Here is a 22,204-nt window from a genome sequence, read left to right as displayed (position 1 = left end):
ACTGCGCTGTCATGATTTAAAATTTCATAATGTTGTCCCAACGCTCCCATAACTTGAAAACAGCCGTACACTCAAACACGGTCATATCATCTAACGACGAAACATGCTTAACCTGCAATAACCCGTATTCAAACATAAAACTTGATGCTTCAAGATAAGTATGGGCTACTTCCATGGAGATAATCGGTGTAGACAATAATATCGCTTTCAATTCGTGCCAGCCGGCAGGCATTGTTTTAGATTGCAGTATGGCATCAAAGTCATCATTAAAGGCCTGTAAAGCATGATGAATGTATCGCTGCTTATCCGCTAACCATTCAAATTTTACTTCCCATCGTGAAATCAGGTTTCCAAGATCACTAAAACCATCTTCTGTTGTACTGTGGCACCCATTTAGATAGTAAAATTTTGGACTCAGCCAGTAACTTTTTTCTGCCCGCAAATCGCTCAGCCTTGCTTCCAAAAATACGTTTTCCAATAATGTACAGCCACCTGCGGGATTTCGGATCATGCATAATTGTTCATAAGATATGAGCGTACGTTCTATACCCTGTGATTTATTGACATAGTCAAACCAATCATCTAGCCAATTAGGATCAATACTACAGTCATGCTCTCGTTCAGTAACGGGCCATGAACTCGCATTTTCAACGGCAAATTTATCACCTTGGTGCAAAAGCCATTCTAAATGACGAATTATTCCATGCTCCCACCCTGAATGAGATTTCCCCTTTCGCTTCGCCCACTCTATTGCTCGATAATTTTGCTGTACTTGAGACCATTGGTTTTTAATATCAAGCTGTTGTGAAGGCACACCAATCGCATGCAGTGCTAACGCTTTATGAAAATCATGATGATATTCAGCAACGTCTAACTCTGATTGAAAGTAGCGTAAGAAAAATAGTTGATGATTGATGTGAATTGAATACTTATTTAACTGTAATAACGCACTTTGTAAGCGTGGTGAGGCTTTTAGCTTTTCGTGTTTGATACTTTCTAAAACACTACTTCTGTCTAAGTTGAGACCAAATTTCGGTACTAAAACATCATAAGTTTCCATATTTTTTATTTGTGCCATAACACTGTTTGGCACTGCCTCCTCATCCATTTGTAAGCATAACGCTAAATCTTTTACCAGCTACTAAAATGTCGGTAGCCTCTTCCATTAAGTTGTATATTTTTCAATAACCCATCAACAAGGTACGGTATGTTGTTAATGGGCTGAATATTAACTTTTACATAAAACAGCGTGATCAGCGAGTAAAAGATGGTAAAAGTTAAAGTAAAAAAGGAAAATAACCTAGCTACTCTGGTAAATTTGCTAAAAAAATAGGTAACATTGCTATATTAAAAAAAATTACACGTAAAAGTACATGAATGATCGCGCCAAACAACTAGCCCCAGCAAATGTAATAGATCAAATATATCGAGGTGTCTGGATATCTGATTTATTTATTTGTTTTGAAACGCGTAAAGTGTACCGTGATAAATATGATCTAAATCTTTCTGAACTATCTTATAAGCTACTGATTTGTTTAATTAATAATTCACCAAACCCTATTCCAACAAATCGACTACTTACACTTGTTTGGGGTGATGTTGTCACTGGCGATGAAAACGTCAAACAACGAATAAGTATTTTGAGAAAGCAATTAGAGCACCCACAGCAGTATGATTATATAAAAAATAGGCGAGGTCAGGGCTACTTTATAGACTTACCTCTAAAGTACAAAAAAAAGCCAATTTATCAAAGGTTTAATTTAGTAAAAACACAAAAAAGCTCATTTTTACTATTGCTACTAATGATGTTCATGCTCGCCCTATACTGGAAAGGTAGTAGCAACACGGCAATACCCACGTCATATATTTCAAAAATTACGGATAGTAGTATTCATCTGGCTACCCCCACTGATAACTTAGCGTTTTGTTTAGATGGATACGATGATTATGTGGAATTACCTGACCAAGATATTTTAGACGTCTCCCAAGGAGATTTCTCTATCTCGACATGGGTCAAAACGCGTTCACTTGGTCAGCACCTGATAATAGATAAACGTTTTGAGAATCAAATTGATAATGTTCATGGCTACGCATTTTATATTGATGATGGATACCTAGCGCTACAATTGGCTGACGGTGGAGGCACATGGTATTGTCAAAAACCCAATTCATCCTGTACCTTTTACGACTCAAGTGCGTTCGTTGCGACTAATGAATGGCAACATATTGCGGTTTCAATCGACAGAGATGCTGCTCAAGGGATCCGCTTTTACCGCAACGGCAGTTATATTGATAGTCACAACCCTACCGACCGTCAGGGCTCACTAGCCAATGATATGCCGTTGCGTATTGGTAGCCGTTCATCATACTTATCAGGATTATTCCAAGGTGCTATTGGAGAGGTTTCACTACACCACAAAGTGCTGACCTCTGAAGACATACGGGCGGATTATTTAAAAGGCAACCCTCGTCATTGCTACAACATTGCGCATAAGGGTGGCAAGCTCTAACCTTGTTGGTGATTAAAAGAACCCCCTTATTCAACTTTAATCAACTTTAATCAACTTTAATCAACTATCGATGCATTAAACACTATGTAATCCCCTAAAAGGTCGCTAAAATGGCGCGCTTAATTTTATCTGGGGTAATAAACTGTGCTTTTGAACTATGCGCCACCACTGGAGCCATATTTAGAAATTCTATATCAAGATGATCACATGCTCGTCATTAATAAGCCAAGCGGTTTATTAACAGTACCTGGTAAAGATCCTAAACATGCCGACTGTGCTATTACTCGCGTAAACACCGTTTTTCCGACGGCACGAATTGTTCATCGTTTAGATATGGCGACATCTGGCGTATTGTGTTTAGCAATGAGTAAAGAAGCCCACCGCTTTCTCAGTATTCAATTTCAAGATAGGCTCACAAACAAGCATTATATTGCACGCGTGCATGGTGCAATGAAACACGCCACCGGCTCTGTTGATTTGCCCTTGATATGTGATTGGCCGAATAGGCCAAAACAAATGGTATGTCATGACAAAGGCAAACCATCTCTAACCCATTATGAAGTCCTCAAAAATGAGCATAACGTAACCCGTGTCAAACTAATCCCTATTACGGGTCGTTCTCATCAATTGCGGGTACACATGTTGTCACTTGGCAATGTGATACTTGGTGATCGACTTTATGCAAAAGGTGACGCGCTGGCCGCTGCTGAGCGGTTGCAATTACATGCTGAAATGCTACAGATTTGCCACCCTCTTACCGAACAGTTAATGACATTTGAAGCTCCTGCACCTTTCTAGTAAAAGCCCTAAGTAACCTCAGGTTTGGATAAGGGTTTTGAAATAGAAGATGTTTTATAAACAAACTTACGTACAATCCAATGATGATATTTTGTTCAATATCAAGGCGCTTTCATTTGTAATAGCGGGCTATTAGAAATGAAAGCAACGCCGAGAGTGAGAAAAATAGCTTTATTGGGCAAATTCGCTTATCCAGAGCTGAGGTTAAGTACTCTAATAAGTATACTGAGTATTTAAAGAGTACTTTAGCGTTTTATTATTTACTTGTAGATTGATTAAATAAATCCAGAGCACTGGCTGTCATTGCCCGCACACCCGTTGTAATGGTCAATGGGTAATCTGGTGCAAATTGACTTGAGTGCAATGAAGGTAAGGTGTCGCCATTTTTAACGCTTGTTGCGTAAGATCGAGGCTCAACACCACCTAGCCAAAAGATAGTGATTGGTAAGTTCTCATCGGTACGGCCATACATCCCAAAATCTTCACCCGCCATAACTGGTTCAGCTTTTACTACATTCTCCTCACCCAGCTCCGCTTTTATACTAGCCGTCATCACATTGGCTAATTCTGGATTGTTGTAAGTCGATGGAATAGTTTCGTCTTTATGCACATATACCTCGGGGGCTAATGCCTTTGGTAACCCTGCACTTAACGCTATCCCCTGTGTTAATCGTTTTATTGCAGCAATTTGTTGTGTTCTCACTTTTGGATTATACGAGCGTAGCGTCAACTGTAATGTGACTTCGTTTGAGATGATATTGTGCTTTGAACCGCCATGTATGGAGCCAACCGTGATCACAGAAGGTTCCAACGGGGAAATTTCTCTACTGGCTATGGTTTGTAAAGCAAGTACAATCCTTGACGCAATGACCACTGGGTCTATGGTCGTATGAGGATATGCCCCATGCCCGCCTTTACCTTTGACTGTGATATCGACCGAATCGACATTGGCCAGCGCGTAACCTGGGGCTATTGCGACTTTACCGGCTGGGAGTGATGCGCTGACATGTAAACCAAGCACATGATCTGGCTGTGCAAAGCGACTAAACAACCCCTCTTTGAGCATTGCCTTGGCCCCTCCCCCCACTTCCTCTGCGGGTTGAGCAACCATCATTAAAGTACCTTGCCACTGCGCCTTATGCATCACCAACTGTTGTGCTGTACCTATAAAGCTGGTCATGTGGATATCATGACCACACCCGTGCATTACGCCCACTTCATTATTATTAGCATCAAGTGTTTTTACCTTTGAGGCGTAAGGTTTGCCTGTTTGCTCTATAATCGGTAAACCATCAGTATCTGAACGGATCATAATAGTAGGACCAATGCCATTCTCTAGCATACCAACAACACCAAATCCGCCGACGCCCTCGGTCACGGTGAAACCCAAAGCGGTTAACTCTTTTGCTAAACGTTGTCCTGTTTTCTGCTCTTTATATGAGAGTTCAGGGTGTTGATGTAAGTGCAAATATAACGATTCTAAGTCAGGCAATTGCTTTAACACTGATTTAGATAAATCAATATCATGTGCGTTAACTTGACTTGCAAGTATTAAAAGTAAGCTTGAAGTGAATAATTTCATTATCGTAATTATAGTTGTTGTAAGAACCATCAAGGTAGCAACTTCATTGATGAGCAGCAATGACTATTCAAATCCAACGGCCGTATTTTTAATTGGCACAGCATATTTTATTTTTGTATTTATGCTAGAATGGCACGCTTGCTGGCACACGGAAGCGCTTAAACGTATTCAACTAACTTGTGCTGCTATTTATGAAAGTTTTATTCTTTTTCCTATGTATTGTCATCAGCTTATTACCTCTGAGCACGCAAGCATCTATCCCTAACTGGTTCAGTCAATACGAACAAACTCTCAGCCAATCACCACAAGACACTCTTGAAACACTCGTGCAACAACACCGTACAATGCAACCAGGGTTAGAGCGAATATACTTAACAACGGTTGCTGCAAAACTCGCCGAGCAATTGTCAAAGCCACTATTAATTCACCTTGAGCCACACTCCCCGCTTACTGAGGTAGAGCAACGCTTGTTACACGCAATACAAGCATCAATGCAGAATAAGCACCAACTCAGTGAAAGTAAGTTCAAGGAAGTGCAAAGCCTCATCAATGAAAAAACGCATCAAGAATTAGCGTCACTAGTATTGCAACACATAGTTTGGGATCACATTAAAAAAGGCAACTATCATAGTATTACGCGACATCTTGACAAAATGAATGCCTTAGCTGAAGCGATAGATAAACCGATAATAGATCCAAAGTATCGTTGGAACTTATCTGCGATTGTTGCGAATCACCATGGGTATCACAATAAAGCGTTAACCTTGTACAAAAAAATCTTAGGCACTCGCCCTAACCCTTCAAGGCAAGCGGTCACCTTTAATAATATAGGGTTAACTTTAATGGATATGGGGCAATATGATAATGCAATCACGCACTTTAAAAATGCATTAGAGTTACGCACATTAGCGAATAACCAACAAAAAATAGCACTCACCCAATTAAATCTTGGTATTGCGTATCGGAAAAACTTAGCTTTTGAGCAAGCTTCATCTCTACTACTCAGCGCTCAACGCACATTTACGAACCTAAACAACAGTTATGGTGTAGCCAATAGTAATATCCAATTAGCAAAATTACACTTAGCGTACGAAGAACCAAGCCAAGCATTAACCTTGCTAATCGACACATTGAATATACTTGATGCAGAACAGCACGCTACATTGCTATTTGATACCCACTTAACACTCGCCAAAACACATCTACAATTGCAACAGTATGACTGGGCATTAAAAGCCGCGACATGGTCACTACAGTTAATTAAAAAAGAGAATGACATTACACATCAATTGAGTGCCCTTGGGGTGATCATACAAATTCATGCCAAACTGAACCAGTTCGAGCAAGCTTACTTATTTCAAGAGAAATACATTGCTTTGGAACAAACACATGCTAAAAGCCAAAATCAGCAAGCATTAATTGCCGTTCAAACAGAACTAAAAATGTCAAAAGCTGAATTGAAAACGATTCGCCTTGAACAAAAGAACCTACAACAAACACATAAAATACAGCAGTTGCAATACAATCAATATCGGCTCTGGCTGACGATAGCTTGTATTACTTTAATTGTCATATTTGTCTGGCGTTCACGTAATAAACAGCGCTACTTAGCAGAACACGATACCTTAACTGGCGCGCTCAACCGTGCAGCCATGTATAAAGCACTGTCTAAATATGATGCACCTATCGAGTCAGAATACGCTCACGCACTAATACTACTCGATTTAGACCACTTCAAAAGAATTAATGACACATATGGACACCCAGCAGGTGACCAAACTTTAATTCAGTGTTGTCACACTATAAAAAGGGCCATCACACAACCTCACTTTATTTCTAGGATAGGTGGAGAGGAGTTCGTTATCTTTATTCCACACATTAAAAAAATGAACATTTTGAATATCGTTGAAAGTGCAAGGCGGACGCTAAGTAGTCAACCTGTCACATTAGCTGATCATACTTCCATTACAGTCACTGCAAGTTTCGCTTACTATGCAACTAATGGACTTGAGCATACCAAATTTACTTCAATTTATAGCGCACTCGATATCGGGCTATATCAAGCAAAAAAACAAGGCAGGAACTGCGCGGTTGAAGTCATTGATATCAACGTGTCGTAATGGGTTCTCCATAATTAACATGAAAATGTAAATGCTTTGAATCTTGGTAGTTACCTAAATTCGTTAATACTCGACATGCACCGTGCTGCGCCTCAACTTGCTGAGCGACTTGCGTTACCACAGCCATAATTTTGTGAACAATCGATACGTCGTGCTCACCTAAATCGGTTAAAGATGGCACATGAGCTTTGGGTATAACCACGATATGTACCGGCCAAAATGCCCGAGTATGGTGGAACGCCAGCACATCACTCGTTTCCATGACAATATCAACGGATACTTTATTACTCAGTACTTGTTCACAATAAAAATCGTCCATACCATTTTCTCCTTCATAATACACTTTTGAATAAGATATATATTCGCCTGCGGCTACTCGCGCTACGCTAAATCCTTCCCAATCCAAACCACCTTGCCAATGATCTCTAGCTGATCGAGTTCATGCGCTTGCACATGTTGCTCAACATATTCTTTGTTATCACTAATAAGGCGTACAGAGCCATCAATATATTGCTGCAAACGTTTCGCATAAAGCTCTTCACCCAAGCGCACCACATAAATAAGCCCTTCACTAAGTTTCTTGTCTGATAGATCAACCAAAATTGTGTTGTTGTTATGTATGGTCGGCTCCATAGAGTCACCTTTTGCAAACACAACGGCTAATTGACTCTTATCTAGGTTTTTATAATCAATCCACTTCTTACGAAAAGCTAAGTGTCGCTCAACTAACGCTGCATCGTTAAATGCACCATATCCAGTACTGACTGAAATATGATAACCCGGAACCAGTACAAACTTTTCTTGGAACTCATCAACATTCACGACACTTTGACTTAATAATGGAGAAGCCAAACTATCTTGACTTTGCTCGCCCTCACCTTTTACTAACCATAGGAAGTCTGTGTTTGATTCTCGCGCAATACGTTCGGTAATACTTAACTTAGGGTCTTCCCCCTTTAATATTCTACGCAGAGTACCTTCCGAAACACCTATTTTTGACGCAAACGTGCGTATACTATCAGGTTTGATGGCTTGCTCGACACGCGTGGCAAATGACGCATGCAAATGCTCATCACCACAGCTATTTTCATTATAATTTTCAGTCATGTAAGTTAGGCCTTCTAAAAAATAAAATACCAAAAAATGAATTTATATGCCTATAAGAAAGAAATAAGGCTCAAAAAATTAAAAATAACATTTGTAATGCGTAATTTTTAAAACTATAATTTAAAAAAATACGCAGCAAATTGATATTTACATAAAGATAGTAACGACTAGGTGCGTATTTAATGCTGCATTATACACCTATTTATAGCAACTTTCATACTATAAATACATTAATGCGTAATAAATGAAGGAGAATATAAATTATGCAAAAAAGTGCACCAGCAAGAATTAATCGTACACCTCGCGGATCAGATATCCTTAAGTTTGCTCGTAAAAGTAGAGGCTATACCCAAGCCGAATCTGCCGCAAACTACGGCATTGAAGAACGCACTTTACGCCGTTGGGAAAATAATGAGTTCAACCCTCGTTGGAATGATGTCATTGGGTTAGTTGAAGATGTCTATTTACTTGATATTACCAACATTATCATTGGTATGAAAAAACCCAATTAATAAGGTTTGGTATTATGCTACAGTGCAAAGAAAAGAAGGTTGCAATATGCAGCACCCACTCAGACAACATCAGATCCCGAAAGAAGTCCCTCGCACTAATAACCGTTTTGGGCAGTTAATTGGTTCGCTCATATTAAAAGCTTTTGGCTGGCAAGTGACTGGGGAGTTTCCACAGTCAGCAAAATTTATTGCTGCGGTTGCGCCTCATACTTCTAATTGGGATTTTGTCATAGCCATTGCAGTTAAATTTAAATTCGGACTCCAAGTGAAATTCCTTGGAAAACACAGTATTTTTATTGGACCAATTGGCTATATTCTAAAAAGAATGGGTGGGATCCCTGTTGATAGAAGCGCGACCAATGGTATCGTTAATCAAGTTACCCGCATTTTTCATGAACAAGATGCATTAATCTTAGGCTTAGCCCCTGAAGGGACTCGTAAATATACCCAACAATGGAAAACGGGGTTTATTTACATGGCACATTCAGCCAACGTCCCCATTGTGCCTATGCTCATTGACTATCGTTCAAAAGCATTTGTGGTGCTCCCTGCTGTGACGGTAACAGATGATGTGCCGGCTGAATTAATACGAATAAAACAACAATACCCCAAAAGCGCGGCGAAATATCCAGCCCAAGTATCCGATTAATCTGGGCATTTAACGTGTACCCTTTGGCTTGGTATTTTGACTTACTCTATACTGTTAAAAAGTAGACAACCCAATAAGAAAAAATACCATGAAATCAACATACGCCATACTTGCATGTGCCCTCGCCTATGCATCATCAGCTTACGCTCAAACCACCTTATTAACCGCGAAAGCTTACCTCGATGTACACACTGGGCAACTCATTAATAACCCCACATTACTTATTAAAGACGACAAAATTGTACGCATCACAACAAACGGACAGCTGCGCCCACCAAAAGGTGCGCAGACCATCAACCTACCAAATAAAATTTTGGTACCGGGCTTGATGGATATGCATGTTCATCTTACTTCAGATGCTGCCGATAACTTTTTAGCTTCTCGAAATTACTCCATTCCACGCCAAACAGTTAAAGCCGTCAAAAATGCGAAAACCACATTACTAGCCGGGTTTACAACGGTACGTAATTTGGGCGCGTCAGGATATAGCGTCATTGCAACGCGTGATGGGATCAACGCGAAAGAGATCCCTGGCCCACGTATTTTTAGCGCCGGGCATTCTATTTCAATTACAGGGGGGCACTGTGATGATAATTTTAGTGCCCCTGAAAAAAAATCTCTCTCCGCAGGCGTTGCCGATGGCCCTTGGGCTGTGCGTGCGAAAGTACGAGAAAATATTAAATATGGCGCTAATACAATAAAAATTTGTGCAACAGGTGGAGTATTTTCAAAAGGCACTAAGGTTGGCGTACAACAGTTTAGCGAACAAGAACTTAAAGCTGCGGCTGACGAAGCACATTTGAGAGGTCTAGTGATCGCAGCACATGCTCATGGCACCAGTGGTATCAAAGCCGCTATCCGTGCAGGCATAGACAGTATAGAACATTGTAGCTTTATGGATAAAGAAGCCATTCAGTTAGCACTTAAACATGGCACTTATTTATCCTGTGACATTTACAACACCGAATATACACTGGCATTTGGTGAAGCCAATGGTGTTCCACAAGAGAATATTAATAAAGAGAAACTTGTCTCAAAAGCACAACGCGAGAGTTTTACGAAAGCTGTCAACGCAGGTGTAAAAATGGTGTTTGGCTCAGATGCTGCAATTTACCCTCATGGCGACAATGCCCAACAATTTTCACGCATGGTTAAATTTGGCATGACCCCATTGCAAGCAATTCAGTCGTCAACAATTCATAGTGCTGCTTTGCTTAAGCTCAATAATGTAGGGCAAATCAAAACCGGTTTTATTGCTGATATTATCGCTGTAGATGATAACCCACTTCGCGATATCAGCACGCTTGAAAACGTCCGCTTTGTAATGAAAGAAGGCACCGTTTTTAAAAACTAAATAACCTCAGGTTTGGATAAAGGTTTTGGAATAGAAAATATTTTGCAAACAAACTTACGTACAACGCAATGATGCTATTTTGTTCAATATCAAGGCGCTTTTATGCAGTAAATAGCGGGCTATTACAAATGAAAGCAACGCCGAGAGTGAGAAAAATAGCTTTATTGGGCAAATTCGCTTACCCGGAGCTGAGGTTAAATACATATTGTGATCAAAAAAGCCTTTATGGGTCTACCATAAAGGCTTTGATTAACAATAAAGTCGATACTAAAAAATCATCGCTTATTTACATAGACCTAAATCTGTCCACACTTTCCAATTATTACCCACATTAGAGTTTTGCTCTGGGTTCTTATTGCTGTGCCACCAGTTGTTGCTATATTTTTTACCATTATATGAAACCAGTGTGCCAGCCTTAGTGTATGTTTTATTAGCTGACCAAGCCGTAATACCATTACACCCTTCACTCACATTTCCCTCTGTTACGGTCACCGCTTTATTAAAGTTGGCTGTCGCACCCTCATTATCTGTCACTGTCAGTTTAACCGAGTAAGTACCAGCTTGGGGGAAAGTATAAGTGGCTTGCTTGCCTACCACATTTTGACCATTAATAATCCAATCAAAACGTGATATTGTGCCATCAGTATCTCGGCTGCCACTTGCATCAAATGAACAACTTAAACCTGTACATTGGCTATTAAACTGCGCAATTGGCACTTGGTTTTGAACTGTTCCCGCACAGCCATTTTGCGTTAAATAATCTGCTGCGGCCTTCGCTTGCACTAAACCATAACCAAATAAATGATCTCGTCCTGCATCACCTAAATCAATGGCCGTGGCATTCAGTGCGTTTCTAATTTCAACGTTAGTACATTGACTATGATTACTCCAAACAAGCGCTGCGACACCCGCGACATGTGGGCTTGCCATTGAAGTACCTGATTTAACATCGTAATCTGAAATACTCTCTAGCTGAGCCGTAACTTGTTTTGAGAGGTGGGTTTTTAAACTGTTGCCTGTTACTTGCGTCAACGCTAGCACGGGGATTGTCACACCGTGATTAGCATCGCCTAATGTTCCACCAAAAGATCCTGCGGCGTTATTGTATACCAGTGCTGCAACACCACCACCAGCTTCACAATTTTGCGCTTTTTTCGCGAATGTAGCTCCACCCCGTTCAATCAAGCAAATTTTTGCAGGCGCTGTACAGGTCGTAAGCGCTTGGCCACAATCAGCCAATTCAGCGCTCAGTTTCCCCTCAACTGAATGCGTCATACCCGCCGCTTCGAACGCGCCAGCGCCTTGAACTGTGACACCCGCAACGATACCAGTACCCCTTGGTACTGTAGATAAAACATCCGTACCTGGACCTGAAATTTCTACTTGTGCATTAAATTGTGATGAATCGTTTTTATTGCGGTCTTTATCGATATTGGCCACCGATACAACGCTATCATAACTTGCTGGATAACTTAAGGTCGCATCACCACCGTTACCTGCTGCTGCAATAATCAACACACCTTGATCATAGGCCGCATTTAGACGTTCTTCCAAGTATTGGCTTTTTGATGCGCCACCTAGACTCATATTAATGACATTCGCACCGTGTTCTACACAGTTATCTACTGCGCGACCAATTCGAGAGTTAAGGCCCTGTTTGCCTTCATCATCAAATACTCGAACCGCGTGAATACCCACTTTGTCACTTGGTAACACACCAATAACACCCACACTATTATTAATAGCAGCGATAGATCCAGCAACATGGGTGCCATGTCCAGATCCATCTTTGTACCATAAGCCAACCGCAGCATCCGCAAAGCCAGTTGCATTTTGCGGTAAATCAGGGTGGCCTAAGTCATAACCTGAGTCGATAACACATACTTTCACCTGATCAGCATTTGCGTCAGATACCAAATTTGCTTGTACTTGGCCAATACCATATGGGCTTATTTGAGTTGAGGAGAAAGGTGTGTATTCAAAGTCTTCTTCAATATAAACAAATTGATCTGAGGCTGTCATCAATGCAACTTGCTCTTCACTCAATACCATAGTAACAACTTGCTCTGAAACGGTTGAGACTAACGTTTCAACAACATTATTACTAATAGCATCATTAATACGGTGTTGTGACTGACTTGATATATTCTGATTATGCGTTTGTAACCCGGTATTCATTTTGACGATATAGGTCTGTTCTGCATACGCTAGACTTGACACACTGCTGGCTGCTATTAGTGATAATGCCACTGCGCTGATTTTAAACTTGTTACTCATTATGAACTTCCTTCGTGCAAATTATTATTGTTATGGCGCATCCGCTGTGCAGGAGGTGGTCCTTTTTCTTGCCCTTTCTATATTTTTATCTAAATAAGGAACATCTATTTCAGGTACAACCTATCGTAAGGAAACTTGCTTTGCAATAAAAATTTAACCTTAAAGAATAATTATTTAAACATTGAATACGATTGCGCATCATATTTACCCATTTTAATTACTAGGAATGCCAGTATTTTGTATTTTTCTCGTTGTCAAAAAAACCATCAAATGTGTAAGGCGTCCAATATGTTGACGACATTATAAAATGTTACAGAAAATCAAGGTTGTCTCAGTTGCACTCTCGCCATAAAGTTTCTATAAAGGGCATTACAACAACCCGCAAATATACGAGCAGGCTGTATTACGCCTAAACTCCCTCCCTAATTTTAGGAAAGCACACGTGCAAACTGATCCACTTACAGACAACAGCAAAAAATCAAGCAATAAAAAGCTCTCTATTTTGCTAGAATTAAAACGTTTTGTTCGCCCTTATTTCGCGCGCGTAGCCTTAGCAGCAGCGGCACTTATTCTCACTGCTGGGTTGACACTATCAATTGGCCAAGGCGTGAGAATGTTAATCGATCAAGGTTTTGCGGAGCAGTCGCTAGAACAACTGGAACGCGCCGTACAATTTATCTTAATCATCACCGTATTAATTTCAGCAGGCACCTATCTACGCTTTTATTTAGTTTCTTGGATCGGTGAGAGAGTCAGTGCTGACATTCGCTTGGCGGTGTTTAATCATGTTATTTCGTTACATCCCAGCTATTTTGAAACCACCAAAAGCGGCGACATTATGTCGCGTTTAACCACAGATACAACTCTACTACAAAGTATTATTGGCTCGTCGTTATCAATGGCTATTCGCAGTGCTTTAATGCTGATTGGCGCGTTATTTATGCTATTCGCCACAAATATTAAATTAACCCTTGTGGTATTGTGCGCAGTCCCTTTCATTCTCATCCCTATTTTGTTTTATGGGAGAAAAGTACGAACGCTATCTAGGCAAAGTCAAGACTCAATGTCTGATGTTGGCAGCTATGCAGGTGAAGCCATTGAACATATCAAGACAGTACAAAGCTACACTCAAGAACCGCAAGAAAAACAATCATTTAAAGATGAAGTTGAACAAGCTTTTACCATTGGTCGCCGTCGTATTCAGCAACGAGCAACGCTCATTGCCGGCGTCATTGTTATCGTCTTTGGCGCGATCACCTGTATGCTGTGGGTCGGCGGTAGTGATGTGATTGCAGGTCATATGACTGGTGGCGATCTTGGTGCTTTTGTTTTCTATGCCATTTTAGTTGCATCATCTTTAGCCACCATTTCTGAAGTGATTGGTGAATTACAGCGCGCCGCAGGCGCGACCGAGCGTTTGATAGAGATCTTACAAGCAAAAAGCCTAATTCAGGCACCAACAAATCACCATGTCATTGCAGCGTCTTTACCTGCGCAACTCACCCTGAAAGAGGTCAGCTTCCATTACCCATCTCGTCCCAATCAGGCCGCTGCCGATAAATTGAATTTAATCATTGAACAAGGCAAGGTATTAGCACTCGTAGGGCCCTCTGGAGCTGGTAAAAGTACATTATTTGAGCTCATTCAGCGCTTCTATGACCCACAATCAGGGGAGATCTTGCTAGGAGGTGTCGATATTCGAAGCCTTACACCACAAGACTTACGACAGCAAATGGCCATAGTGCCACAACAACCCGCACTCTTTAGCAGCGATGTTATGCATAATATTCGTTATGGCAACCCTCTCGCCAGTGATGAGCAAGTAATCGAAGCAGCAAAAAAAGCCCACGCACATGATTTTATTATGGAATTACCTGATGGATATCGTAGCTTTTTAGGCGAACGTGGCGTGCGATTATCGGGCGGTCAAAAACAACGTATTGCGATTGCCAGAGCAATTCTAAAAGACCCACATATCCTACTGCTAGATGAAGCAACCAGTGCTCTCGACAGTGAAAGTGAATATCATGTACAGCAAGCATTAGATACGCTAATGCATAATCGCACAACAGTTATCATCGCCCATCGCCTTTCAACTATCCAGCATGCCGATAAAATAGCCGTATTAGGGGCCGGAAAGCTTGTAGAGATAGGCAGTCATCATGAGTTAATGCAAAGCTGTGAACTTTATCAGCGACTAGTTCAATTGCAATTCAAATCTGTTTAAGCTCTTGGTCCTTGGAGAATGACTGAATCTTCATTCATTCTCCGTATTTGAACACGATAAAGAATTTGCCTATCAATTTAGTTTAAAAACATCAAAAAATAACAAAATTGCAACATTGAGTATTTATTCTAAACTTTATTTCCCAGTAAAATAAAGGAAGAATAATGAAAAGAATATGCCTTCTAAGTACATTGATCCTTAGCTCAATGTCAGCACATGCTCTCCCTAAATGCCCACAGCCTGAGATCATGGAGCACATTATTGCCCCGCCAAGCTTTGATCGTGCCCCTTATCAAAACACATTAAATCGTTTTATCACCTGGCTACCAAACTATCATATGATCCATGATGAAATTGCTGCATATGGCCAACCTATTACGGTGACTGCTAAGTTCGATTACGGCAGCATTGCTCATAAAGACTTAGAGTTTGAAACAGTTAACTTTTATTTGCGAGGTGAGCATGATTCGGCTTGGCAATTTATAACTCAAGCAACAACAAACCGAGATGGAAAAGCCAGTATCACTATACCACCCCTTACTGCAGGTCAGTATCGCATATATGCTGCGGTCCCCGCCGATGGCACTGGCACACAAGGCTTTATTACCGTTGTTGAACCAAATACCCCTGCGATATTATTTGACATAGATGGGACATTAACTGAGTCTGACGCAGAACAAATCGGCGACTATACAGGCATTAAGTACGCGGACCCAAAAGAAGCAGCTTATGCCCTAGTCCGTCGATACATAGACCTTGGCTATCAACCTGTTTATTTAACTGCACGCGTATATTGGTATGCCAAAGGCACACGCAGTTGGCTATCTTGGATGAATTTGCCCCAAGGGTATCTGCGTACCTCGTTAACCAACGAAACCAGCCTGTTTCGTACCGCTGAATATAAAACACAACAAATCAATCAGCTAAAGGCTAAAGGGCTCAACATTGTTAGGGCCTATGGCAATGCTAAAACGGATGCGCAAGCCTTTATAAATTCGGGATTAAATCCGTTGCAAAGCTTCACTATCGGCGAGGATGCAGGTCATTATGGTACCACTGCAATTAACGGCAACAGCTATCAAATTCATATCAATGAACAAGTAGATAACTTCCCTGCTGCACAATGTGAATAATTACGCCCAAGTCTAACCGACACGTTAGACTTTTTATTCCAAAAACAAAACTTACAAATAATTAACATTTATATCAATCATAAGTTTGCCGAATAGTGTATTTTTCCTGATTTGGATTACGTTTATAGGCAGTTAAAGCTACGTGTATAAAAAATGACATCCTTTTGTTACTTGAGCGTCATACTCAAGGTGAACAATGGCGGTATCACTTTAAACCTTTCTGATTTTGCTTAAGGCGGATTAGAAAACGTAGTGAAGGTTTGCAGTTAATTTGCTACAACAGATACGGAGTATCACTATGGAAAACCAACAAACAGCCATCGTCACAGGCGCATTTGGCGGCATTGGAACCGCTATTGCTAAACAGCTCGCTAACGCCAATTATTTTGTCATCGCAGTCGCAAGTGAACGTCGCTCGCAGGCTGACTATGATGCTTGGTTAAATCAAACTCAGATTAATCCTAATCAGGTCAAAGCACTTTTTTTAGATGTGACCAATGTACAAGCATGTGAAACACAACTTACAGAAGTCATTGTTGAACGTGGCCGTATTGATGTATTGGTTAACAACGCAGGGATCACCCGCGACACCTCATTTAAAAAAATGTCACATACACAGTGGAGTGAAGTAATTAACACGAACCTCAATGCACTCTTTAATATGACGCACCCATTATTTGCACACATGTGTGCCAATAAATATGGCCGAATAATCAACATCTCCAGTGTTAATGGGCAAAAAGGCCAATTTGGTCAAGCAAATTACGCCGCGGCAAAAGCCGGCATGATCGGATTTAGCAAGTCATTAGCCTATGAAGGCGCCAGAGCTGGCGTGACCGTAAACGTGGTCGCACCGGGTTATACCGAAACGCCTATGGTTGCAGCAATGCGTCAAGACGTATTAGATAACATTAAAGCACAAGTCCCAATGCAGCGTCTGGCTTCTCCCGATGAAGTCGCTCATGCTGTTGTATATTTAGCATCAGAAAAAGCAGCTTATATTACCGGTGAAACGCTTGCGCTTAACGGCGGTTTATACATGAACTAATTCTCGGTGAAGCCAAAAATGGCCTCACGCAGATAACACATGCAGTATCAATTAATGAACGTTAAAAGGACCAGCAATCATGTACACAGATCTACTTAAAACATTTTCAGAGCAAAACGAAAAGTTCCTTTCACCTGTACTTAAGTTCAACCAACTGGTTGCACAAAACATTGAACAACTTGCAAATATTCAAGTTAATGCAGTACAAAACTTTTCGAACACGTCAGTGGCACAAGTTAAAGCAGCGGCCGATGTAAAAGATGCAAAATCTTTGGTTGATTTTAATGCAAGCCAAGTTACCGTATTGAATAACATCAGTCAGCAAATGATTGAAGATGGCCAAAAATTATCGCAACTAGGTCAAGAGTTCAAAGATAACCTAGAAACGTTGACTAAAGAAAACCTTCAAGCGGCTCAAACGCCAGCTTAAGCATTCATCGAGTAATTACACAACACAGTGATACCGTGGAATTATTCGACAACTTGAGGTGCGTATAACACTGTTGTTGAGTTATAACATCTAACTCAAAAGCGCACCTACTCCTTGTTGTTATTGATATTAACCAATGCCATTAGGATGACCGTAATGGATACCCAAGATAAAGATCTAAACCAAACCCTGAATGCGTGGTGGCAATACAATCAAGACATGTATACTGCATTCAATAGTTCATTGTTTAATGATAATCCTGTGCAAAAAGCACTCTCAGAGCAAAGTAACCGTGATTTCGGCGCATGGTTAGACGCCATAATAAAAAAACCTGAAGCCATGCAACAAAACCAGCTAGATTGGTGGCAAAACCAGCTACAGATCATTCAGCAAACGTTCGCATCTACAGAAATGGCTGACACCAAAGACTCCGTTACCGAAGAGCGTGGAGATCGACGCTTTAAAGCCGATGAATGGCAAGAAAACCCTTGGTTTAATTATATTAAACAAAGCTATTTACTATTCGGACAATCGCTACTGAGCTCTATTCGCGAAACTCCTGGACTTGACGATAAATTAAAAGAGCGGTTAGAGTTTTTTGCGCGTCAAACGGTCAACTCATTGTCGCCTTCCAACTTCATTTCGACGAATCCCGAGCTACTAAAACTCACCCTTGATTCTAACGGTCAAAACCTCATTGATGGCTTCGAGTTATTCAAAAAAGATTTAGAAAAAGGTGGGGACATGCTGCGGATCAGCATGACGGATGAAAGCGCTTTTGAGCTGGGTACAGACTTGGCGACAACGCCTGGGCGTGTTGTTTTCCAAAATCATTTATTTGAGCTCATTCAATACAACGCCAGCAGCGACGACGTATACCAAGTCCCACTCTTGTTCGTACCGCCCTTTGTTAACAAATACTATATTCTCGACCTACAAAGTAATAACTCAATGGTCAAATGGGCCGTTGATCAAGGTCACACCGTCTTCATGATGTCGTGGAAAAATCCAGATGTTAGTATGAAAGATATTGGCTTCGAAGATTATGTTGTAGATGGGGTCATCGCTGCGGTCGATGCGGTTGAAAAACACACAGGCGAAAGTGATATAAATGCTATTGGCTATTGTATTGGCGGTACTTTGTTAGCCACAGCCATGGCCTACTTCGTATCAAAACGCATGAAACAAAGAATAAAAAGTGCCACCTTGCTGACCACGTTATTAGACTTTTCTCAACCAGGTGAACTCGGGGTTTTTGTCAACGAACCTACCGTTACAGCATTAGAAGCATACAACATACAAAATGGTATTATGCACGGACACATGCTGGGTGCTTCTTTCAGTATGCTCAGAGAAAATAGTTTGTATTGGAATTATTACGTTAATAATTACCTCAAGGGCAAAGCCCCCATGAGTATGGACTTACTGTATTGGAATAGCGATAGCACCAACCTCACCGCTAAAAGCCACAACTTTATGCTCCGAGAGTTATATTTAGAAAATAAGCTTATTGGTGAAAAGCAAGTCAGTATTCGTGGTACTAAAATCGACTTAAGCAAAATTAAACAACCACTTTATGTGCTATCGACCAGAGACGACCATATTGCACTGTGGCAAGGTACCTTTAAAGGCGCACAACAAACCAGCAAAAATATCACCTTTGTTCTGGGTGAATCCGGTCATATTGCTGGAGTAATTAACCCACCACAAGCAAATAAGTATGGTTATTGGTTTGGTCCCGACGTATCGGGCGAGCCTCAACAGTGGTTTGATAAAGCAAAGCACAACAAAGGCTCTTGGTGGACTCATTGGCAAAAATGGGTAACCAGCCACAACAGTGAGAAAGTCCCCGCAAGAATAACACATACCCAAGATACCCCTGGAATTTATGATGCCCCAGGTGAATATGTAAAAGTAAAATTGTAAATAACCTCAGGTTTGGATAAGGGTTTTGGAATAGGAAATATTTTGTAAACAAACTTACGTACAATCCAATGATGATATTTTGTTCAATATCAAGGCGCTTTTATGCAGTAATAGCAGGCTATTACAAATGAAAGCAACGCCGAGAGTGAGAAAAACAGCTTTATTGGGCAAATTCGCTTATCCAGAGCTGAGGTTAAATAGACAATAAGCTGCTACACAGTATTGTAGCAGCTCATTGCTATGCTACTTTTTCACCTTTGTCGTGATAGTTACAAAACTAAGAAAAACAATCCCATACTAACAAGCACGGTTAATAAAGTATTACGCGTCACCACTATCAATAAGCAAGCAATTATCGCCCCAACAAAATAACGATTTTGAAAACCAATGTGTAATTGTTCACCCTCAATAAAAATTAACGGTGCAACAATCGCACTTAATACCGCAGGTGCTGAATATGTGAGTAACCTTTGTAAATGAGGGCCAAGTACCATAGGTAATTTAGGCTCCAAAAAAACATAGCGACTCATAAAGATAATCACAGCCATACCCAACAATACAAACCAACTCATAATGCCTCCTTGGTATCACCGCCGTATAAACATTCAGTCATATATCCAGCAAGCATGCCTAATACGGCTGATAATAATAAACCGACTTGCCATTGCCAAAGCGCAAAAAGCATTGCGGTATACGTTGCCACAGACACACATACCAACACGGCTGGCGTTTTAATACTGGGCACTATTAACGCAATAAAAGTAGCGACAATTGCAAAGTCTAAGCCTAAAGTGTGCAGCTGTGGCATTGACGAGCCAAGTACAATACCGAGCGCCGTTGCGAGATTCCATGACAGGTAAAAAAACCCTCCTGCTCCTAAAGCAAACCAAGGATCCGCTTTTAACGCTTTAAACTTATCTGACATAACAATGGCAAACAATTCATCGGTCAATAAAAAACCAAGTGTAATACGCCAACGCATCGGCAACACGTGCCATGTTGGGCGTAATGACAAGCTATATAATACATGTCGAGAGGTGATCAAAATCGTCGTAAGTAAAACCCCAACAGCACCAATGCCTGATGCTATTAAACCTAATGCCGCAAGTTGTGCAGCTCCGGCAAAAACAAAAGCCGACATAGCCTGCGCTGTATACCAAGTTAAACCCACTTCAATAGCGTATGAGCCTGCGAGTATACCCCAGGGCACTACCGCCAGTGCCAACGGGAAAACAGCCAATGCGCCACGAAAAAGGGCATTATAATGGCCTGTGCTTGATGATATTCGAATTGTAGACCCTACTCTATGCATCATTATTTACCTGAAAAAAATCATGTAAATATCCTAAAGCAGTTGCTAACAAATAACTTGTACGTTATTGCTCGCAACCGCCTTGGCATAATGGCCTGGTGTCACGCCCATCATCCGCTTAAAATGCCGATGAAAATGGCTTTGATCATGAAAACCACATGTTAGTGCAACATCCAGTTGATTGCGGCCCTGCCGTAAGAGTCTTTTTGCCATTCTAAGCCGCGCTTGAATTTGATACTTGTGTGGCGGCAAACCAAACTGTTTTTGAAACGCTCTTAACAAATGGCACGCACTCACTCCTGCTAACCCCGACAGTTCTCGTAAAGATACATCTGAGTCAGGATGCTCATCTAAGAACTGCTTTACCAGTCCCAATGACACGTTTGCACGGCTCAGCGGTAACCCCTTATCGAGTGATTTACTGTGCCTAACTACCAACTTAATGAGTGACGAATAAATCAAAGATTCTCTCACCAAACGATTATCCGATTCACCTAGCGTGGTAAACATGGCTCTCAATAAATTTGCTAAATAAGGGTCATAAACGACCGCATCTGGAAAGTAAGGTGCCCCACGGGCAGTACCTAACTCTTCACTGATGGCTTCAAAAACATGCGGTGTTGGATACATTGCTTGATACGCCCAACCAGACTCAGTGGCGGAGCAACCATTGTGCACTTCATCAGCATTCACTAAAATAATACTGTGTTGAGGTGCAATATGATTGCCGCCCGTGCGATAAAACTGTTGCGCTCCTGATTCAATCACCCCAATTGTATACCCTTCATGGCTGTGACGAGAAAAGTTCTGTTTTTGGTATTGTGCATTAAGCAATTCAATACCACCTAATTCAGAAGCATATGCAAAATCAGCAATTTCAGTGCGCTTTTTCATTGTGATTTCTCATTATGATACCTAACTGCCCCATTGACGCGTTAAAATTTCGCCTCGATTAACATATGTGATCGACGAACCTATGGCACATACCACAGTGCCGTTATTAACTTTAACCTCAGATCTGATAAGCGAATTTGCCCAATAAAGCTATTTTTCTCACTCTCGGCGTTGCTTTCATTTGTAATAGCCCGCTATTTACTGCATAAAAGCGCCTTGATATTGAACAAAATATCATCATTGGATTGTACGTGAGTTTGTTTGCAAAACATTTTCTATTCCAAAACCCTTATCCAAACTTGAGGTTACTTTAGCGTAAATTAAG

The 22,204-nt window shown here is 41.0% G+C and carries 19 protein-coding genes; 11 read left to right on the top strand and 8 right to left on the bottom strand.

Annotated elements, in window-relative coordinates; translation table 11 throughout:
• Nucleotides 1-16: 16 nt before the first annotated feature.
• On the bottom strand, nucleotides 17-1,078 hold the full coding sequence (locus PAUR_RS04445) for a hypothetical protein (protein WP_225738288.1): 1,062 nt from the start codon (nucleotides 1,076-1,078) through the stop codon (nucleotides 17-19).
• Between the two features lie 295 nt (nucleotides 1,079-1,373).
• Between PAUR_RS04445 and PAUR_RS04440 the strand changes: the two genes are divergently transcribed.
• Both PAUR_RS04440 and rluA read left to right on the top strand, forming a co-directional pair.
• Nucleotides 1,374-2,510, top strand: a complete 1,137-nt coding sequence (locus tag PAUR_RS04440) for a LamG-like jellyroll fold domain-containing protein (RefSeq protein ID WP_192506616.1) — start codon at nucleotides 1,374-1,376, stop codon at nucleotides 2,508-2,510.
• Between the two features lie 144 nt (nucleotides 2,511-2,654).
• Nucleotides 2,655-3,308, top strand: coding sequence for a bifunctional tRNA pseudouridine(32) synthase/23S rRNA pseudouridine(746) synthase RluA (gene rluA, locus PAUR_RS04435; RefSeq protein ID WP_192506615.1), 654 nt, complete (start codon nucleotides 2,655-2,657; stop codon nucleotides 3,306-3,308).
• Between the two features lie 256 nt (nucleotides 3,309-3,564).
• On the opposite strand, the gene PAUR_RS04430 is transcribed toward rluA, so the two are convergent.
• Complete coding sequence (locus PAUR_RS04430) at nucleotides 3,565-4,890, bottom strand: M20 metallopeptidase family protein (RefSeq protein WP_192506614.1); 1,326 nt, start codon at nucleotides 4,888-4,890, stop codon at nucleotides 3,565-3,567.
• Nucleotides 4,891-5,081: 191 nt separating this feature from the next.
• Here PAUR_RS04430 and PAUR_RS04425 point away from each other — a divergent pair, with 191 nt between their 5' ends.
• Complete coding sequence (locus tag PAUR_RS04425; RefSeq protein WP_192506613.1) at nucleotides 5,082-7,010, top strand: GGDEF domain-containing protein; 1,929 nt, start codon at nucleotides 5,082-5,084, stop codon at nucleotides 7,008-7,010.
• On the opposite strand, the gene PAUR_RS04420 is transcribed toward PAUR_RS04425, so the two are convergent.
• A complete protein-coding gene (locus tag PAUR_RS04420; protein ID WP_192506612.1) occupies nucleotides 6,997-7,329 on the bottom strand; it encodes an HIT domain-containing protein in 333 nt (110 codons plus the stop codon). The two genes, PAUR_RS04425 and PAUR_RS04420, sit on opposite strands and share 14 nt — an antisense overlap.
• A 62-nt stretch (nucleotides 7,330-7,391) precedes the next feature.
• The gene (locus PAUR_RS04415) at nucleotides 7,392-8,117 is read right to left on the bottom strand and encodes a helix-turn-helix transcriptional regulator (RefSeq protein ID WP_192506611.1); all 726 of its coding nucleotides are present in this window, start codon (nucleotides 8,115-8,117) and stop codon (nucleotides 7,392-7,394) included.
• 263 nt (nucleotides 8,118-8,380) lie between these two features.
• Here PAUR_RS04415 and PAUR_RS04410 point away from each other — a divergent pair, with 263 nt between their 5' ends.
• The 3 genes from PAUR_RS04410 to PAUR_RS04400 all read left to right on the top strand — a co-directional run bounded on the left by PAUR_RS04410 (nucleotide 8,381) and on the right by PAUR_RS04400 (nucleotide 10,632).
• A complete protein-coding gene (locus PAUR_RS04410) occupies nucleotides 8,381-8,629 on the top strand; it encodes a helix-turn-helix domain-containing protein (protein WP_192506610.1) in 249 nt (82 codons plus the stop codon).
• Nucleotides 8,630-8,675: 46 nt separating this feature from the next.
• Complete coding sequence (locus PAUR_RS04405; protein WP_192506609.1) at nucleotides 8,676-9,278, top strand: 1-acyl-sn-glycerol-3-phosphate acyltransferase; 603 nt, start codon at nucleotides 8,676-8,678, stop codon at nucleotides 9,276-9,278.
• A gap of 88 nt (nucleotides 9,279-9,366) precedes the next feature.
• Entirely contained in the window at nucleotides 9,367-10,632 is a 1,266-nt protein-coding gene (locus tag PAUR_RS04400) for a Xaa-Pro dipeptidase (protein WP_192506608.1), read from the top strand.
• Between the two features lie 282 nt (nucleotides 10,633-10,914).
• On the opposite strand, the gene PAUR_RS04395 is transcribed toward PAUR_RS04400, so the two are convergent.
• The gene (locus PAUR_RS04395; protein WP_192506607.1) at nucleotides 10,915-12,909 is read right to left on the bottom strand and encodes a S8 family serine peptidase; all 1,995 of its coding nucleotides are present in this window, start codon (nucleotides 12,907-12,909) and stop codon (nucleotides 10,915-10,917) included.
• A 442-nt stretch (nucleotides 12,910-13,351) separates the two neighbouring features.
• Here PAUR_RS04395 and PAUR_RS04390 point away from each other — a divergent pair, with 442 nt between their 5' ends.
• From PAUR_RS04390 to phaC, 5 genes are all read left to right on the top strand, one after another.
• Nucleotides 13,352-15,136, top strand: coding sequence for an ABC transporter transmembrane domain-containing protein (locus PAUR_RS04390; RefSeq protein ID WP_192506606.1), 1,785 nt, complete (start codon nucleotides 13,352-13,354; stop codon nucleotides 15,134-15,136).
• Between the two features lie 164 nt (nucleotides 15,137-15,300).
• Nucleotides 15,301-16,269, top strand: a complete 969-nt coding sequence (locus tag PAUR_RS04385; protein WP_192506605.1) for an LNS2 domain-containing protein — start codon at nucleotides 15,301-15,303, stop codon at nucleotides 16,267-16,269.
• 298 nt (nucleotides 16,270-16,567) lie between these two features.
• Entirely contained in the window at nucleotides 16,568-17,317 is a 750-nt protein-coding gene (phbB, locus tag PAUR_RS04380) for an acetoacetyl-CoA reductase (protein WP_192506604.1), read from the top strand.
• A 79-nt stretch (nucleotides 17,318-17,396) separates the two neighbouring features.
• On the top strand, nucleotides 17,397-17,747 hold the full coding sequence (locus tag PAUR_RS04375; protein WP_192506603.1) for a phasin family protein: 351 nt from the start codon (nucleotides 17,397-17,399) through the stop codon (nucleotides 17,745-17,747).
• Between the two features lie 156 nt (nucleotides 17,748-17,903).
• Complete coding sequence (gene phaC / locus PAUR_RS04370; protein WP_192506602.1) at nucleotides 17,904-19,673, top strand: class I poly(R)-hydroxyalkanoic acid synthase; 1,770 nt, start codon at nucleotides 17,904-17,906, stop codon at nucleotides 19,671-19,673.
• Nucleotides 19,674-19,942: 269 nt separating this feature from the next.
• Here the strand turns inward: phaC and PAUR_RS04365 are convergent, their stop codons facing one another.
• From PAUR_RS04365 to PAUR_RS04355, 3 genes are read right to left on the bottom strand one after another with little or no spacing between them, the layout of a single operon-like run.
• On the bottom strand, nucleotides 19,943-20,245 hold the full coding sequence (locus tag PAUR_RS04365; RefSeq protein WP_192506601.1) for an AzlD domain-containing protein: 303 nt from the start codon (nucleotides 20,243-20,245) through the stop codon (nucleotides 19,943-19,945).
• Complete coding sequence (locus tag PAUR_RS04360; RefSeq protein WP_225738287.1) at nucleotides 20,242-20,988, bottom strand: AzlC family ABC transporter permease; 747 nt, start codon at nucleotides 20,986-20,988, stop codon at nucleotides 20,242-20,244. The genes PAUR_RS04365 and PAUR_RS04360 overlap by 4 nt, the downstream gene beginning before the upstream one ends.
• Nucleotides 20,989-21,030: 42 nt before the next feature.
• Entirely contained in the window at nucleotides 21,031-21,879 is an 849-nt protein-coding gene (locus PAUR_RS04355) for a helix-turn-helix transcriptional regulator (protein ID WP_192506600.1), read from the bottom strand.
• Between the last annotated feature and the right edge of the window lie 325 nt (nucleotides 21,880-22,204).

It is taken from the genome of Pseudoalteromonas aurantia 208, assembly GCF_014858725.1.
Lineage (GTDB): Bacteria > Pseudomonadota > Gammaproteobacteria > Enterobacterales > Alteromonadaceae > Pseudoalteromonas > Pseudoalteromonas aurantia.
This window is presented reverse-complemented; position numbering and strand designations above follow the sequence as displayed.

Coding starts and splice junctions, on each gene's coding strand:
- PAUR_RS04445 (WP_225738288.1), bottom strand. CDS start 1,078: ATGGCACAAATAAAAAATATGGAAACTTATGATGTTTTAGTACCGAAA.
- PAUR_RS04440 (WP_192506616.1), top strand. CDS start 1,374: ATGAATGATCGCGCCAAACAACTAGCCCCAGCAAATGTAATAGATCAA.
- PAUR_RS04430 (WP_192506614.1), bottom strand. CDS start 4,890: ATGAAATTATTCACTTCAAGCTTACTTTTAATACTTGCAAGTCAAGTT.
- PAUR_RS04425 (WP_192506613.1), top strand. CDS start 5,082: ATGAAAGTTTTATTCTTTTTCCTATGTATTGTCATCAGCTTATTACCT.
- PAUR_RS04420 (WP_192506612.1), bottom strand. CDS start 7,329: ATGGACGATTTTTATTGTGAACAAGTACTGAGTAATAAAGTATCCGTT.
- PAUR_RS04415 (WP_192506611.1), bottom strand. CDS start 8,117: ATGACTGAAAATTATAATGAAAATAGCTGTGGTGATGAGCATTTGCAT.
- PAUR_RS04410 (WP_192506610.1), top strand. CDS start 8,381: ATGCAAAAAAGTGCACCAGCAAGAATTAATCGTACACCTCGCGGATCA.
- PAUR_RS04405 (WP_192506609.1), top strand. CDS start 8,676: ATGCAGCACCCACTCAGACAACATCAGATCCCGAAAGAAGTCCCTCGC.
- PAUR_RS04400 (WP_192506608.1), top strand. CDS start 9,367: ATGAAATCAACATACGCCATACTTGCATGTGCCCTCGCCTATGCATCA.
- PAUR_RS04395 (WP_192506607.1), bottom strand. CDS start 12,909: ATGAGTAACAAGTTTAAAATCAGCGCAGTGGCATTATCACTAATAGCA.
- PAUR_RS04385 (WP_192506605.1), top strand. CDS start 15,301: ATGAAAAGAATATGCCTTCTAAGTACATTGATCCTTAGCTCAATGTCA.
- phbB (WP_192506604.1), top strand. CDS start 16,568: ATGGAAAACCAACAAACAGCCATCGTCACAGGCGCATTTGGCGGCATT.
- PAUR_RS04375 (WP_192506603.1), top strand. CDS start 17,397: ATGTACACAGATCTACTTAAAACATTTTCAGAGCAAAACGAAAAGTTC.
- phaC (WP_192506602.1), top strand. CDS start 17,904: ATGGATACCCAAGATAAAGATCTAAACCAAACCCTGAATGCGTGGTGG.
- PAUR_RS04365 (WP_192506601.1), bottom strand. CDS start 20,245: ATGAGTTGGTTTGTATTGTTGGGTATGGCTGTGATTATCTTTATGAGT.
- PAUR_RS04360 (WP_225738287.1), bottom strand. CDS start 20,988: ATGATGCATAGAGTAGGGTCTACAATTCGAATATCATCAAGCACAGGC.
- PAUR_RS04355 (WP_192506600.1), bottom strand. CDS start 21,879: ATGAAAAAGCGCACTGAAATTGCTGATTTTGCATATGCTTCTGAATTA.